The sequence below is a fragment of the Solicola gregarius genome, assembly GCF_025790165.1.
GTDB lineage: Bacteria > Actinomycetota > Actinomycetes > Propionibacteriales > Nocardioidaceae > Solicola > Solicola gregarius.
This window is the reverse complement of record NZ_CP094970.1, coordinates 988,081-1,003,000: the sequence shown is the minus strand read 5'-3', so window position 1 is coordinate 1,003,000 and position 14,920 is coordinate 988,081. Positions and strand designations below refer to the sequence as shown.

Annotated in this window: 15 protein-coding genes; 13 read left to right on the top strand and 2 right to left on the bottom strand. The window is 67.5% G+C overall.

The window, feature by feature from the left end; all coding sequences use genetic code 11:
* Positions 1 to 201 precede the first annotated feature (201 nt).
* Genes L0C25_RS05015 through L0C25_RS04995 form a run of 5 tightly spaced genes read left to right on the top strand, consistent with a single transcriptional unit; the run spans position 202 to position 5,277 of the window.
* Positions 202 to 993: a sugar-binding transcriptional regulator gene (locus tag L0C25_RS05015; RefSeq protein WP_271635336.1), complete on the top strand. Its 792-nt coding sequence runs from the start codon at positions 202 to 204 to the stop codon at positions 991 to 993.
* Positions 990 to 2,336 carry an ABC transporter substrate-binding protein gene (locus tag L0C25_RS05010; RefSeq protein ID WP_271635335.1) on the top strand — a complete coding sequence of 449 codons (1,347 nt, stop codon included), beginning with the start codon at positions 990 to 992 and terminating at the stop codon, positions 2,334 to 2,336. Before L0C25_RS05015 ends, L0C25_RS05010 begins: the two co-directional genes overlap by 4 nt.
* Positions 2,336 to 3,271 (top strand): carbohydrate ABC transporter permease, encoded by a 936-nt coding sequence (locus L0C25_RS05005; protein ID WP_271635334.1) that lies wholly within the window; start codon positions 2,336 to 2,338, stop codon positions 3,269 to 3,271. Before L0C25_RS05010 ends, L0C25_RS05005 begins: the two co-directional genes overlap by 1 nt.
* Positions 3,271 to 4,158, top strand: coding sequence for a carbohydrate ABC transporter permease (locus L0C25_RS05000; RefSeq protein WP_271635333.1), 888 nt, complete (start codon positions 3,271 to 3,273; stop codon positions 4,156 to 4,158). Before L0C25_RS05005 ends, L0C25_RS05000 begins: the two co-directional genes overlap by 1 nt.
* A 21-nt stretch (positions 4,159 to 4,179) precedes the next feature.
* Positions 4,180 to 5,277 carry an ABC transporter ATP-binding protein gene (locus L0C25_RS04995; RefSeq protein ID WP_271635332.1) on the top strand — a complete coding sequence of 366 codons (1,098 nt, stop codon included), beginning with the start codon at positions 4,180 to 4,182 and terminating at the stop codon, positions 5,275 to 5,277.
* A 121-nt stretch (positions 5,278 to 5,398) separates the two neighbouring features.
* Here the strand turns inward: L0C25_RS04995 and L0C25_RS04990 are convergent, their stop codons facing one another.
* Positions 5,399 to 6,358: a hypothetical protein gene (locus L0C25_RS04990; protein ID WP_271635331.1), complete on the bottom strand. Its 960-nt coding sequence runs from the start codon at positions 6,356 to 6,358 to the stop codon at positions 5,399 to 5,401.
* Between the two features lie 247 nt (positions 6,359 to 6,605).
* On the opposite strand from L0C25_RS04990, the gene L0C25_RS04985 reads away from it, so the two are divergent.
* From L0C25_RS04985 to L0C25_RS04960, 6 genes are all read left to right on the top strand, one after another.
* Positions 6,606 to 8,012: a GntP family permease gene (locus L0C25_RS04985; RefSeq protein ID WP_271635330.1), complete on the top strand. Its 1,407-nt coding sequence runs from the start codon at positions 6,606 to 6,608 to the stop codon at positions 8,010 to 8,012.
* A gap of 69 nt (positions 8,013 to 8,081) precedes the next feature.
* Entirely contained in the window at positions 8,082 to 8,498 is a 417-nt protein-coding gene (locus L0C25_RS04980) for a Fur family transcriptional regulator (protein WP_271635329.1), read from the top strand.
* Positions 8,499 to 8,519: 21 nt separating this feature from the next.
* Positions 8,520 to 9,977 carry a catalase gene (locus tag L0C25_RS04975; RefSeq protein WP_271635328.1) on the top strand — a complete coding sequence of 486 codons (1,458 nt, stop codon included), beginning with the start codon at positions 8,520 to 8,522 and terminating at the stop codon, positions 9,975 to 9,977.
* Positions 9,978 to 9,986: 9 nt separating this feature from the next.
* On the top strand, positions 9,987 to 10,490 hold the full coding sequence (locus L0C25_RS04970; RefSeq protein ID WP_271635327.1) for a beta-class carbonic anhydrase: 504 nt from the start codon (positions 9,987 to 9,989) through the stop codon (positions 10,488 to 10,490).
* Positions 10,490 to 11,932 carry an MFS transporter gene (locus L0C25_RS04965; protein ID WP_271635326.1) on the top strand — a complete coding sequence of 481 codons (1,443 nt, stop codon included), beginning with the start codon at positions 10,490 to 10,492 and terminating at the stop codon, positions 11,930 to 11,932. Before L0C25_RS04970 ends, L0C25_RS04965 begins: the two co-directional genes overlap by 1 nt.
* A 9-nt stretch (positions 11,933 to 11,941) precedes the next feature.
* On the top strand, positions 11,942 to 12,418 hold the full coding sequence (locus L0C25_RS04960; RefSeq protein ID WP_271635325.1) for a pyridoxamine 5'-phosphate oxidase family protein: 477 nt from the start codon (positions 11,942 to 11,944) through the stop codon (positions 12,416 to 12,418).
* Positions 12,419 to 12,421: 3 nt separating this feature from the next.
* Here L0C25_RS04960 and L0C25_RS04955 read toward each other — a convergent pair whose 3' ends face one another.
* Entirely contained in the window at positions 12,422 to 13,363 is a 942-nt protein-coding gene (locus tag L0C25_RS04955; protein ID WP_271635324.1) for an AraC family transcriptional regulator, read from the bottom strand.
* Between the two features lie 137 nt (positions 13,364 to 13,500).
* Here L0C25_RS04955 and L0C25_RS04950 point away from each other — a divergent pair, with 137 nt between their 5' ends.
* Entirely contained in the window at positions 13,501 to 13,992 is a 492-nt protein-coding gene (locus L0C25_RS04950) for a MarR family winged helix-turn-helix transcriptional regulator (protein ID WP_271635323.1), read from the top strand.
* A 68-nt stretch (positions 13,993 to 14,060) separates the two neighbouring features.
* Positions 14,061 to 14,915, top strand: coding sequence for an NmrA family NAD(P)-binding protein (locus L0C25_RS04945; RefSeq protein WP_271635322.1), 855 nt, complete (start codon positions 14,061 to 14,063; stop codon positions 14,913 to 14,915).
* Positions 14,916 to 14,920 lie beyond the last annotated feature (5 nt).

Below are 14,920 nucleotides of genomic sequence, written 5' to 3'. Positions count from 1 at the left end.
CGGGCACTTCACGCGGGTCGGACGACGTCCGACTGCTGTTGCGTGCCGCGATGCTCTACTACGTCGACGACCTGACGCAGGCCGAAGTCGCAAGCCGGCTAGGGGTTTCGCGACCGACCGCAGGTCGTCTCGTCGCTTCGAGCGCGAGAGCAGGGGATCGTACGGATAGACGTCGGCATCCCCGAAGACGCCGAGTCGCCGGTGTTCGCCGATCTCGAGTCGGGCCTCGAATCGGCGTACGGGCTGCGGGAGGTGGTCGTCGTCGCGGATGCGCCGGACAGCGAGCAGGCGACGCTCACCCGTCTCGGTACGGCGGCGGCCGGTCTGCTGACCCGCCGGCTGTCGTCCGGAGATCGGTTGGGCCTCGCGTGGGGCGCGACCATGGCGGCGATGACCGACGCGGTGCAGGTCGGTGCGGCGGATTGCGCCGAGGTCGTCCAGCTCGACGGCTCGACGAGCTCGGTCGCGTACCGAACGCGCGGCGAGTACATCGTCAACCACTGCGCCGAGATGCTGAAGGCGACGCCGTACCCGTTGTCGGCGCCGCTGTTCGCCGACGCGGCGACCGTACGCTCGCTGCGCAAGGACTCGCTCATCTCGCAGACCATCGATCGCGGCCGCGCCTGCGACATAGCGATGTTCAGCGTCGGCGACCTCACCACCGCATCGACGCTGTTGCGTGGCAGCTTCATCGAGTCCGACGTACTCGCCGGCCTCGTCGCGGCGGGAGCGGTCGGCGATGCCTGTGGCCGCTACTTCGACCTCGACGGCGCCGAGATCGACACCCCGCTCGCAAAACGTACGGTCGCCGTCGAGCTGGACCAGCTTCGTAAGTGCCCGTGCACTGCAGTGGTCGCGGGTGGAGAGCGCAAGCACGAAGCCATCCTGGGCGCCGTACGCGGTGGCCTCGTCGACGTACTCGTCACCGACGACGCCGCCGCGAGCTGGCTCCTCGACCAGGCCGAGCAACCAACGAAAGCAGGTGCGTCGTGAAACGACGAACACTCGCCAAAGTGGCAACGGCACTCACCGGCTGTGCCGTGGTCGCCTCGTGCGCCGGCGCCGGTGCGATCGGCTCCGGCGACAACACCATCACTGTCGCCATCGTCTCCAACTCCCAGATGGAGGACGCGATCGACCTATCCGCGGAGTTCGAGAAGGACCACCCGGACACCGACCTGCGATTTGTGTCCCTCTCGGAGAACGAGGCCCGCGCGAAGATCACCGTCTCGACCGCCATGGGCGGTGGAGAGTTCGACATCGTGATGATCAGTAACTACGAGACGCCCCAGTGGGCGGAGAACGGATGGCTCACCAACCTCCAGCCCTACATCGACAAGACCGAAGGATACGACTCCGACGACTTCATCCCGTCGGTACGCAAGTCGTTGTCGTACAAGGGCGATATGTACTCTGTCCCGTTCTACGGCGAGTCGTCGTTCCTGATGTACCGCAAGGACCTGTTCGAGCAGGCCGGACTGACGATGCCCGAGAAGCCGACCTGGGACGACGTACGCGGGTTCGCGAAGGCGCTGCACGATCCCGACGCGAACATGTCCGGCATCTGCCTGCGCGGCAAGCCGGGCTGGGGTGAGGTGCTCGCACCACTGGACACGGTGATCAACACCGCCGGCGGTCGCTGGTTCGACGAGGACTGGAACGCCGAGCTCGACAGCCCCGAGGTGCGAGACGCGGTCACGGGGTACGTCGACCTCGTCCGCGACTACGGCGAGCCAGGTGCGGCCACGGCCGGCTTCGGTGAGTGCGCGACGCAGTTCTCGCAGGGCAACGCGGCCATGTGGTACGACGCCACCTCGGCCGTGTCGACCGTCGAGGATCCCGAGGCGAGCAAGGTCGCCGGCAAGGTCGGGTACGCACCGGCGCCGGTCATCGACACCGATCATGCGGGCTGGCTCTACACCTGGTCGCTCGGCATTCCCGAGACCACCGAAGACAAGCAGGCCGCGTGGGACTTCGTCGCCTGGATGACCGACAAGGACTACATGAAGCTCGTCGGCAACGAGCTCGGCTGGGCGCGGGTGCCACCGGGCAGTCGGAACTCGACGTACGAGATTCCTCAGTATGCCGATGTCAGTAAGGCGTTCGGCGACATCACCCTCGAGTCGATCGCGAATGCCGATCCGGAGAACCCGACGACCAAGCCCGTGCCGTACACGGGGGTGCAGTTCCTGACGATCCCCGAGTTCCAGGATCTCGGTACCCGGGTCAGCCAGCAGATCAGTGCGGCGATCGCCGGTAAGACATCCGTCGACGACGCGCTCGATCAGTCTCAGCAGTACGCCGAGACCGTCGGCGAGACCTACCAGGAGAAGTGATGAGCGCTCCAGCGACGACCGCCGCGCACGTCCGCACCAAGCGCACGCCCGCCGTGACGAGGGCCGAGGGCTGGCGCCGGCGAGGACCACTGCTTCCCGCACTGATCTTCACCATCGTGGTGACGCAGGTGCCGTTCCTCTTCACGCTGTACTTCTCGACCCAGTCGTGGAACCTCGTACGCCCCGGCTCGCGCGAGTTCGTCGGATTGTCCAACTACGCCGACGTCTTCCGCGACAGCCAGTTCCGTCAGGTCGCACTGAACACGGCGATCCTGATCGTGGGCACCGTTCTGATCTCCGCGTTGATCGGGCTCGGGTTGGCGCTGCTACTCGACCGCAAGTTCCACGGCCGCGCAGTCGTGCGCACGTTGCTGATCACCCCGTTCCTGGTGACGCCCGTTGCCGGTGCGCTGCTGTGGAAGACGACGATGTTCGACCCGGTCTTCGGCATGATCAACTTCGTGCTCTCGCCCTTCGGCGTCGGCAACGTCGACTGGATCAGCAAGTATCCGCTCGCATCCGTGATGATCGCACTGATCTGGCAGTGGACGCCGTTCATGATGCTGCTGATCCTGGCCGGCCTGCAGAGCATGCCGCGCGACATCCTGGAGGCGGCCCGCGTCGACGGCGCGGGAGCGTTCAGCCTGTTCCGGGAGCTGACGCTCCCGCACCTTCGCCGGTTCATCGAGCTGGGGGTCGTGCTCGGCGCGATCTACCTGATCAACACCTTCGACCAGGTCTACATGATGACGTCGGGAGGCCCGGGCGTCGAGAGCTCGAACCTGCCGTTCTACATCTACCAGCGGGCGTTCCTCGGCTTCGACGTCGGGCAAGCGGCGGCCATGGGAGTCGTGACCGTGATCGTCACGATCATTCTCGCGACCCTCGCGCTACGGCTGATCTTCAAGAGCTTCACCACCCAGGAGGCCGCGTGATGAGTGTCGACGTACGTACCCCTGAGCGGCGCGATGTCGCCGCGATCAAGAAGCAGGCGCGCAAGAAGCGTCAGGACAAGGGCAAGTCGGGCATCGTCTGGTCCGTCGTTGCCTGGGTCCTCGCGCTCGGCTTCTTCTTCCCGGTGTTCTGGATGGTCCTCACGTCGTTCAAGCAGGAGGGCGACGCGTACACCGATCCGCCGACGCTGTTCTTCACCCCGACCCTCGACCAGTACACGGCGGTGCTCGACAGCGACATCGGTACAGCCCTGTTGAACTCATTGTTCGCGACCGTGGTGTCGACACTGCTCGTGCTGCTGCTCGGAATACCGGCAGCGTTCGCGCTCTCCCTTCGGCCGGTGCAGAAGACCCAGGACGTGCTGTTCTTCTTCATCAGTACGAAGATGCTGCCCGTCGTGGCGGTGATCGTGCCGCTGTACGTGATCGTCAACGAGATCGGCCTGCTCGACAACATCTGGGCGATGATCATCCTCTACACCGCGATGAACCTGCCGATCGCAGTGTGGATGATGCGGTCGTTCTTCCTCGAGGTGCCGGGCGAGCTGCTCGAGGCGGCAGGGCTGGACGGCGCGAGTACGTGGCGCGCCGTACGCGAGGTGATCCTGCCGATCGTCTCGCCCGGCATCGCCGCCACCGCGCTGATCTGCGCGATCTTCTCGTGGAACGAGTTCTTCTTCGCGGTCAACCTCACCGCCGTTCAGGCGCAGACGGTGCCGGTCTCGCTCGTCGGCTTCATCACCGGCGAGGGTCTCTACTGGGCGCGGCTGTCGGCCGCCGCGACGCTCGCCGCACTGCCCGTGGTGATCGCCGGCTGGCTCGCCCAGAACAAGCTCGTACGCGGACTTTCGTTCGGCGCCATCAAGTGACCATCCCCAGAAGGAGCCACCATGGCTGACATCAAGTACAAGCAGGCGTCGTGCATCTACGAGAACGCCGACCGGTTGGCCGTCGACTCGCTCACGCTCGACATCGAGGACGGGGAGTTCGTCGTACTGGTCGGACCGTCCGGATCGGGCAAGAGCACCGCGCTACGCATGCTCGCCGGCCTCGAGGACATCGACGAAGGCAACATCGAGATCGGCGGCAAGGACATGGTCGGCGTGCCGTCGAAGGATCGCGATATCGCGATGGTGTTCCAGAACTACGCCCTCTACCCGAACATGACCGTCGCGGAGAACATGGGGTTCGCGCTGAAGATGCGCGGTCTGTCGACGGCCGACCGGAGGGCCAAGGTCGAGGATGCGGCCAGGCTGCTCGACCTGTCCGACTTCCTGGATCGCAAGCCGGCGAACCTGTCCGGCGGGCAGCGACAACGAGTGGCGATGGGGCGCGCGATCGTACGCGAGCCGCAGGTGTTCTGCATGGACGAGCCGCTGTCCAACCTCGACGCCAAGCTGCGCGTACAGACCCGTACCCAGATCGCCGCTCTGCAGCGCCGGCTCGGCACGACGACCGTGTACGTCACGCATGACCAGGTCGAGGCGATGACGATGGGCGACCGGGTCGCGGTGCTCAAGGACGGCCGGCTCCAGCAGTTCGCGTCGCCGACGGAGCTGTACGACCGCCCGGCCAACCTGTTCGTAGCGGGCTTCATCGGCTCTCCCGCGATGAACCTCCTCGACGCGACGCTGGCCGACGGCGGCGTGCAGGTCGGCGCGGTGACGCTGCCGATCGCGCCCGCCCAGGCCGCGGCCGCGAAGCAGCGTGGCCTCACGGACGTCACCATCGGACTGCGACCGGAGACGCTCGAGGTCAACTCTGAGGGCGAGGGCATCGCCGTGCAGATCGACCTCGTCGAGGAGCTCGGCAGCGAGTCGTACGTCTACGCCCACGTCGAGCGGGAGGCCGGCTCGCCCGTGGAGCTGGTCGCCCGCTCGGCCCAGCGTCGGCCCGGGAGGATCGGTGAGACGGTCGGCCTTCGGATGACCGGAGAGACCGTCCACGTATTCGACCCGGGTACGGGGGAGCGGCTCGGCGACGACTGACGGGGGTCGTCGCCGAGCCGTTGTCGTTCGCGAACCTCAGCTCCATCTCGGCGAGTGGTCGATAACGCACGACGTACGTGGCCTGTCCTGGTGCGTTTGTGACCACGCGGTCCGGCAGTCGTCAGTTCCACGAGCCGGCGAGGCTCTCGCGGGCTCGCTCTGCGGCGGTGCGAGTCTCGAACAGGGTGACCCACTCGTCGGTGAACACCGGTGGCGGGCCCTGGTAGCCGCGCTGAACGAGTCGCCGGTAGACGCGCATGACCAGGGCGCGTGGCCGGCGTAGCCGCCGTGCCGTCACTCGGATGTGGGCCCATTCCGCATCGGCGAAGTCGTCGATTCGATCCAGATCGTCGTCCCAGTTGTCCGCATCCTCGGCGTGGAAACGTCCGTCGTACTCCACGATGAGGCGGTACACCATATAGGCGAGGTCGGCGCGGCCGATGAACGCGATGCTGCTGCCGAGATTGGGGTTGCACTTGGGTTCGGGCAGTCCGGCGAGTACGAGCATCAGCCGGACGTAGGTCTCGCGTGGTGACTCCACGCGATCGCGTACCAGCGTCATGGCACGCCGGGCAAGCGCGACGCCACGCCCATGTGACGCTGCGACCGCCTGGTCGAGCGCGGCCCGCGGAATGCCGCGATGGAGGAGCCAGTCGCCGATCGTCACGGTGTCCACGAGATCGACGTCGGCGCATGCGGTGACGAAGCAATCTGCGGGTTCCGCGAGCCGACCGTCGTGCGGCGGCAACGTGGTCACCCGCGTGATGCGAAGGTGCGGCCGGCGTACGCGCGTTTCGGCCCTGGTCGCCAGATGCAGTGGCCAGCGGGGACCGATATCGATGCCCCGGCATCGTAGTCCAGTCAGACCGGTGACGATCGTGCCCGGCGGCGCGATCAGAAGCGCGGCTTCGAGCCAGGTGTTCAGGTCGAGTGGCCAATCGGTGCTGATGTACACGCCCGAGAACAGCCGTCGGAACCGGCTGCCCGCGAGGACGCGACGCCCGATGCCGCACTCGCGGGCCTGCGCGAGCGTGAACGGGCGCGCGCGAAGCGCGGCGGGGATCGGGCGTGGCTTCGGCATGCCCGTACTTTGGCTGGTGAGCAGACGCGATCGGGCGTTATCCACAGGGCAATCCGTCGACCGGCCGTCGAGTGGTCGTAGTTGCACCACTCGTGGTGGGCTCTGTGGTGCGTTCGTGACCACTCGATCGAGCAAGACCGCTACGACCGCTCGCCCGGTAGACGCATCGGTGGTTGCCAGGCACACCTCGCGTACGGCAAGGTGAGGCCCGTTCTGCTCGGGGTCGACTCGACAGAAGGGCGGATGCATGGAAGCCATCGAACCGCAGTACGGGACGGCGGCACTGCTGCTCATTGCCGCGGCGGCCGTTGCGGTCCTGCTGGTCCTGATCATCGTCATCAAGCTGCATGCGTTCGTGGCGTTGGTGCTCGTGAGCGTCCTGACGGCGATCGCCGTCGGCTTCGACTTCGGCGACATCCCCGACGTCTTGATGTTCGGCTTCGCCGACACGATCGGATCGGTTGCGTTACTCGTCGCATTCGGCGTCATGCTCGGGCGATTGCTCGAGGTGACCGGCGGAGCACAGGTGCTCGCCGACACCCTGATCAACCGCTTCGGCGAGGACCGCGCCCCGTTCGCACTCGGCGTCGCGGCGCTGATCTTCGGGTTCCCGATCTTCTTCGACGCCGGCCTCGTGGTGTTCCTGCCGATCATCCTCACCGTCGCACGCCGCTTCGGCGGCTCGCTGCTGTACTACGCACTTCCGGCCGCCGGCGCCTTCGCCGCCATGCACGCGATCGTGCCGCCGCACCCCGGACCGGTCGCAGCCGCCACGGCGCTCGACGCGAGCATCGGAGTGACCCTGCTGGTCGGCGTGCCGATCGCGGTCCTCTCCTGGTACGTCGGCTCGTACCTCGTCTCTCGCGTACTCGGTGCGCGGTTCAATGTTCCGCTGCCGGACGTCATCTTCGGCGAGGTCCGAGAGCAGGACGAGTCGGATCCCGATGCGGTGCAGCGGATGGGTCAGCGCCCGCCGTCCTTCGGCACGGTGCTCTCGATCCTGCTGATCCCGCTCGTGCTCATCGGGCTCAACACGGTCCTCGACACCCTCGTCCAGGCAGGCGATCTCGACGAGGGGGAGGCCTGGGTCGAGTTCCTGATGCTCCTCGGCAACACACCGGTCGCGCTGCTGATCACGGTGCTGGCGGCGATCTTCGTACTCGGTCGGCCGAACGCGTCGATGGCGACCGTCACCAGGATCCTCGACGAGGCGCTCGGGCCGGTGTGCGCGATCATCCTGATCACCGGCGCGGGCGGCATGTTCGGAGGCGTGCTCGAGCTGAGCGGCATCGGCGCGGCCCTGAGCGACTCGCTGTCGGATATGGGTATCTCGCTGATCCTGCAGGCGTTCATCATCGCGACGCTGCTCCGAGTGGCGCAGGGCTCGGCGACCGTCGCGTTGACCACGACGGCCGGGCTGATCGCCGGTCCGGTCGCTGCAGCCGGGCTGAACGACTTCAAGCTGACCTTGCTGGTCGTCGCGATCGCGGCGGGTGCCACGGTGCTCTCGCACGTCAACGACTCCGGGTTCTGGCTGGTCAGCCGCTTCTTCGGTATGGACGAAGCCACGACGCTCAAGACCTGGACCGTCATGGAGACGACCCTCGGTACGTCTGCCTTCGTGATCGCCTGGGTGCTTTGGGGAGTCTTCTAGCGCCCGTCGGGTATACGCATCACTTGACCCACTCCAGATTCGGTGTTGCAGTGGGGAGCGGAGCATGTGATGTCGACCGAAGCGGTTGACCGACTTCGAGAAGCCGGTCTGCGGGTCACCGTCCCGAGGCGGACGGTGCTCGACGTACTGGCCAGACACCCGCACTCGACCGCGGCCGCGGTCGAGGAGCACACCAGGGCGCTGATCGGCCGCGTGTCGACCCAGGCGATCTACGACGTACTTGCCGCCTGTGTACGAGCCGGTCTCGTTCGCCGGATCGAACCCGCCGGCTCGGCGGCGCTGTACGAGACGCGTACCGGTGACAACCACCATCACCTCATCTGCCGGTCATGCGGCGGAGTGAGCGACGTCGACTGCGTCGTCGGTGACCAACCGTGCCTGACGCCCGAGCCCGACTCCGGGTTCGAGGTGACCGAGGCAGAGGTCGTCTTCTGGGGGTACTGCGCCCGCTGTCGAAAGCCTTGAATCGCGAACGGAGAGAGGACCATGTCTGTGGAGAACTACACGACGACCAACACCGGGATACCCGTCGAGAGCGACGAGCACTCGCTCACCGTCGGCCCCGACGGCCCGATCCTGCTGCAGGACCACTATCTGATCGAGCAGATGGCGCAGTTCAACCGTGAGCGTGTGCCGGAGCGGCAACCGCACGCGAAGGGCGGCGGGGCGTACGGCGTGTTCGAAGTGACCAACGACGTGAGCGCGTACACGAAGGCCGACCTGTTCCAGCCGGGCAGGTCGACCGAGATGCTCGCGAGGTTCTCGACCGTCGCGGGAGAGCGCGGTAGTCCCGACACCTGGCGTGACCCGCGCGGGTTCGCGCTCAAGTTCTACACCGAGCAAGGCAACTACGACATGGTCGGCAACAACACGCCGGTCTTCTTCGTACGCGACCCGCTGAAGTTCCAGCAGTTCATCCGCTCCCAGAAGCGGCGCGCCGACACGAACCTGCGTGACAACGACATGCAGTGGGACTTCTGGACGCTCTCGCCGGAATCGGCACACCAGGTCACGTGGCTGATGGGCGACCGGGGAATCCCGCGCACCTGGCGACATATGAACGGCTACTCCAGCCACACCTACATGTGGGTCAACGCCGACGGCCAGCGGTTCTGGGTTCGCTACCACTTCAAGACCGACCAGGGCATCGAGTTCCTCACCCAGGCGGAGGCGGACGAACTCGCGGGCAAGGACGGCGACTATCACCAGCGCGACCTGCACTCGGCAATCGAGCGCGGTGAGCACCCGAGCTGGACGCTGAAGATGCAGATCATGCCGTTCGAGGACGCGAAGACGTACCGCTTCAACCCGTTCGACCTCACGAAGTCCATCTCGCACAAGGACTATCCGCTGATCGAAGTCGGTCGGATGACGCTCAACCGCAACGTCGACGACTACCACGTCGAGATGGAGCAGGCGGCGTTCGAGCCGAACAACCTGGTGCCCGGCATCGGCCCGAGCCCCGACCGGATGCTGCTCGGACGGTTGTTCTCGTACGCCGACGCGCACCGTTACCGCATCGGCGTGAACTACGCGGAGCTGCCGCCGAACGCTCCCAGGAACGCGCAGCGCCGCTCGTACGCCAAGGACGGCGCGATGCGGTTCAACAACCCGGGCGACCCGGTGTATGCGCCGAACTCCAAGGGCGGACCGCAGGCCGATACCGACCGCTTCGGGGAGCCCGCGGGATGGCACACCGACGGCGAGATGGTACGTGCGGCGGCGGCTCTGCATGCCGAGGACGACGACTGGGGCCAACCCGGGACGCTCGTCCGCGACGTGCTGGACGATGCCGCTCGCGAGCGCCTGGTGAGCAACGTCGTCGGCCACCTGCTCGACGGGGTGAGCGAGCCGGTGCTCGAGCGCGCCTTCGAGTACTGGCGCAACATCGACAAGGAGACCGGCGACCGGATCGAGGCGGGCGTACGCGCAGGGCCGCGATAATGTGACGCTGTGGCCGATAACGCAGCATTCGACGACCTGCTGGATGCGAACCGCGCGTTCGCCGACACCTTCGCGCTGTCGGGGTTCGACGGCGTCGCCCGAGCGGGCGTCGCGATGGTCACCTGCATGGACTCGCGGATCGACCCGCTCGGGATGATCGGCCTCGCACCGGGCGACGCCAAGATCCTGCGCAACCCCGGCGGCCGGGTCACCGACCAGGCCCTCGTCGCGCTCGTGCTCGGCGTCAACCTGCTGAACGTCTCGCGGGTATTGGTCGTGCAGCACACGCGCTGCGCGATGACGTCGGCGAGCGAGCAGGACATGCGGCGGAGCATCACCGCCGCCAGCGGGACGGATGCGTCGTGGATGTCGATCGGCGTCATCGACGACCAGGAGTCGTGCGTCAAGGAGGACGTCGCCAAGGTGCGGTCGCATCCGCTGATCGCCGACTCGACCTCCGTCGGCGGTTTCCTGTACGACGTCGACACAGGGCTGCTGAGACGGGTCGACTGATGGCCGCCGTCGCGACGCCCGTCCGGATGGCGACGCCGACCGGGCGTTGGCTGCTCGTCGCGACGATCCTCGGCTCGAGCATCGCGATGCTCGACGCGACGGTGGTCAACGTCGCGCTACCGAGGCTGGGCGCCGATCTCGACGCCGGCGTCGGTGGCTTGCAATGGACGCTCAACGGGTACACGCTCGCCCTCGCCTCTTTGATCCTGCTCGGCGGCGCCCTGGGCGACCGGTGGGGTCGCCGTCGGATCTTCGTAGTCGGAGTGGTGTGGTTCGCGGTGGCGTCCGCGCTGTGCGGCCTGGCGCCGAACGTCGAGCTACTCGTCGCCGCGCGAGTGCTGCAGGGTGTCGGGGGCGCACTGCTCACTCCGGGCAGCCTCGCGCTGATCTCGGCGTCCATCGACGAACGCGACCGTGGCTCGGCGATCGGGGCATGGGCGGGCATCGGCGGTGTCGCGACCGCGATCGGGCCGATCTTCGGTGGTTGGCTGGTCGATGCCGTCAGCTGGCGGGCGGTGTTCCTGATCAACGTGCCGGTCGCGGTGGCGATCGTGTGGATCGCCCTTCGGCACGTACCCGAGTCGCGCGATGAGTCTGCGGCGCGCAGCATCGACGTGCCTGGGGTGGTGCTCGGTGCCGCCGGCCTGGCCGCGCTCACGTACGGGCTGATTGCGTCGACGCTGCCGGTCACGGTGCTCGGGCTCGTCCTGCTCGTCCTGTTCGGCTGGCAACAGCGCCGCGCCGCCGACCCGCTGATGCCGCTGTCGATGTTCGCCGACCGGGTGTTCGCCGCGGCCAACCTGGTGACGCTGGTCGTCTACGCGGCAATCGGCGGAACGTTCTTCCTGTTCGTGCTGTTCCTGCAGGTGGTCGTCGGATACACCCCGCTGCAGGCCGGCGCGGCGAGCCTTCCGATCACCCTGCTGATGCTGCTGCTCTCCTCGTACGCGGGTGCGCTCGGCGAGCGCATCGGGCCGCGGATCCCCATGACCGTCGGCCCGCTCGTCGGCGCCTGCGGCCTGTTGCTGATGTTGCGCATCGACGCCGACTCGACGTACGTCGCCGACGTATTGCCGGCCGTCGTCGTGTTCGGGCTGGGGTTGTCGACGATGGTCGCGCCGCTCACGACCGCCGTCTTGTCGGCCGCGCCGTCGAGCCAGGCGGGGCTCGCGTCGGGCATCAACAATGCGATCGCGCGTACCGGCCAGCTCCTCGCGGTGGCGGCACTTCCGTCGCTGGTCGGGATCGTCGGAGACGGGTACGCCGACCCGCAGGTCGTCGACGACGGGTTCACGCAGGCGATGCTGATCTGCGCCGGGCTGCTCGTCGGCGGCGCGGTCACTGCCGCCCTGCTCGTACGTCGCGGGCCGAGCGTGCACGAGATTCCGGTCGAGCGGCAAGCGCGGTGTGGCGTCGACTGTCCGGCGTCGTACCCGGAGTAGCGTCCGACTATGCGTGATGGCAGCGAACCTGCGACAGTCGTACGCGAGATCCTGGACGCCACCCAGTACATGGTGATCGGCACGGCCGACGCCTCCGGCCGGCCCTGGGCGAACCCGGTCTACTTCACCGCCCACGAGTATCGCGAGCTGCAGTGGGTCTCGCGTCCCGGTACGCGGCACTCGGAGAACATCGCCGTACGACCGGAGATCTCCGTTGTCGTGTTCGACTCCCACGTCGTGCCGGGTTCAGGTCAGGCGGTGTACATGGAGGCGACCGCGACCGAGATGACCGACTCGCCGGACTTCGAGCGCACCCTCGAACGCTTCAACTACGGGCGGTACGCCGAACCGGCCGAGCACGATCTGAGTGTGTTCGCGGCGGAGTCCGTGCGTGCGCCGGCCGCGCTGCGGCTCTACCGCGCGGTCGTGTCGCAGCACTACATCCTGCGGTCGGACATCGACGTCCGGATGCCGGTCGACTTGTGACCGTCAGCCGCCCGCGTACGCGCGCTCCCGGTGCTCGCGAGGACTGACGCCGTACACCCGCTTGAATGCGGTGCTCAGCGCGAACGCGCTGCCGTACCCGACCTTGCGGGCGACCGACTCGACGGTGTTGCCGGGCTCGTGGAGCAGGTCGGCGGCGAGGGTGAGCCGCCAGTTGGTCAGGAACGTCATCGGCGGCTCGCCGACGAGCGCGGTGAAGCGCCGGGAGAGCGCGGCGCGGGAGACGCCGGCGGCGCTCGCGATCGACTCGACGGTCCATTGCCGTTCGGGGTTGTTGTGCAGCAGCTGGAGCGCGGGTCCGACAACCGGGTCGCCGTGGGCGCGGTACCAGCCGGGCGCCTCCGCGTCCGGCCGTGCGAACCACGCGCGAAGGACGGCGATCAGCAGCAGGTCGAGAAGGCGGTCGAGCAGGGCCTCCTGGCCGGGCTCGTCCTTGACCGTCTCTTCGGCGAGGTACGCGATCAGCGGCGTGTCGAGCGCATCGGCGGGCAGGTGCACGAGCTCGGGAAGCGCGGACAGCAGCCGGGCGCTGATCTCGCTCTGCAGCTGGTACGTGCCGGTGAGCAGCACCGTGCGGCCGTCCCGGGCGTTTCCCCAGGCACGGACGCCCATGAACGCCATATCGGGCACCTCGACCCCGTCGGGTGTCGTACACACCTGGCCCGGTTGGATGATCGACTGCGGCGCCGTGGATGGCTTGTCCGCGACGTCGTACGGCTCGGGTCCGCAGATGACGGCCACGTCGCCCTGGTTCAGCCAGGTGACGATGTCGCGCCGGACGATACAGGCATCGCCGCGGACAGCCGCGATGACGGAGAGCGGTGCCTCGTCCTGGATTCGCAACGACCACGGGGGCTGCATGGTCGAGCGGAGGACGAACGCACCGCGTGCACGGGGCCCGTCGAGCAGGCCGGAGATCGCGTCCATACCGATCAGCGTATCCGGCATACCGCGTGCGCCGGGCACAGATAGAGTGGAGCGCGCAACGGTCGTGCCGGGAGCAGTTTCCTTGCGCGATAGTTCAAATACGTAACATAGTCGTCGGGGTCCGGAGGACAGCAAGCGTGGCGAGCCAGAGTGATGACCGGGACCGGCTGCGTCAGTCGGGCGTCGCGTACCTGATGTCGGTCGTGGGAATCCAGTCGTCGAAGCGCTGGCAGGCACGGCTGGAGCCGCTCGGCATCGATCCGCGCGAGATGGTGGTGCTGAGGATGGTGGCGGCAGAGCCCGGGCGTACGCAACGGTCGCTCGGCCCGGCCCTCGACGTGCCACCGAGCAGGATCGTCGCGGTCATCGACGCGCTGGAGGCCCGCGGATTGGTCGAACGCCGGGCTCGCCCGGACGACCGACGTGCGAACGCGCTGCACCTGACCCGCCGGGGCAAGTCGACGCTCTCGAAGCTGATGAACGTCTCGCGAGAGCACGAGCAGGCGATGACCGAAGGTCTCAGCCGGGCCGAGAGTGCGACGCTCGGCAGGCTGCTCTCGAAGGTCGCCCGGCACGAAGGGCTCTCGCACGGTGGGCACCCCGGGTTCGTCGACGAGGATCACGCCTAGACGATCGCTTATGCAGTGGCGCGTCTGGACCATGGAGAGTCTCGAATTCGGGCGGTTGACTCCTGTGTATGAACAACACACAGATCACCAGTGAGTCCAACAACCAACCCGTACTCGTCGTCGGCGGCACCGGCAAGACCGGTCGCCGCGTCGTCCGACTGCTGACCGAGCGCGGCGTGCCCACCCGGGTCGGCTCACGTAATGCCGACCCCGCATTCGACTGGCAGGACCGCTCGACCTGGGCGCCCGCGCTGCGCGGGGTGCGGGCCGTCTACCTGACGTACGCGCCGGACACCGCGGTACCCGGCGCCACCGATGACGTTGCGACATTCGTACGCACCGCCGTCGACTCCGGCGTCCGGCACATCGTGCTGCTCTCCGGGCGCGGCGAGGCCGAAGCCGAAGCCTGCGAACGGCTTGTGCAGGAGGCCGGCATCGACTGGACAGTCCTGCGTTCGAGCTTCTTCGCGCAGAACTTCAGCGAGAACTTCTGGCGCGACGAGATGGTTGCGACAGGCGAGCTCGCGCTGCCGGTCGGCGACGTACCCGAGCCGTTCGTGGACATCGACGACATCGCCGAGGTCGCCGTCGCGGCGCTCACTGAACCCGGCCACGCCGGCCGCCTGTACGAGCTGACCGGCCCGCGACTGCTCACCTTCGCCGACGCGACACACGAGATCGCCGAAGCGTCGGGCCGCGACTTCAACTACCGTGCCCTCACGCACTCCGAGTTCGCCGGCGCGTTGGAGGCGCTCGAGCTGCCGGACGACGTCCGGTCGCTGTTGGTCTATCTGTTCACCGAGGTGATGGACGGCCGGAACGCGTCGACCTCGGCCGGCGTGCAGCAGGCGCTCGGACGTCCCGCGCGGGACTTCCGCGACTACGCCCGCTCGACCGCGGCCACCGGTGTCTGGAACGGATAGATCGA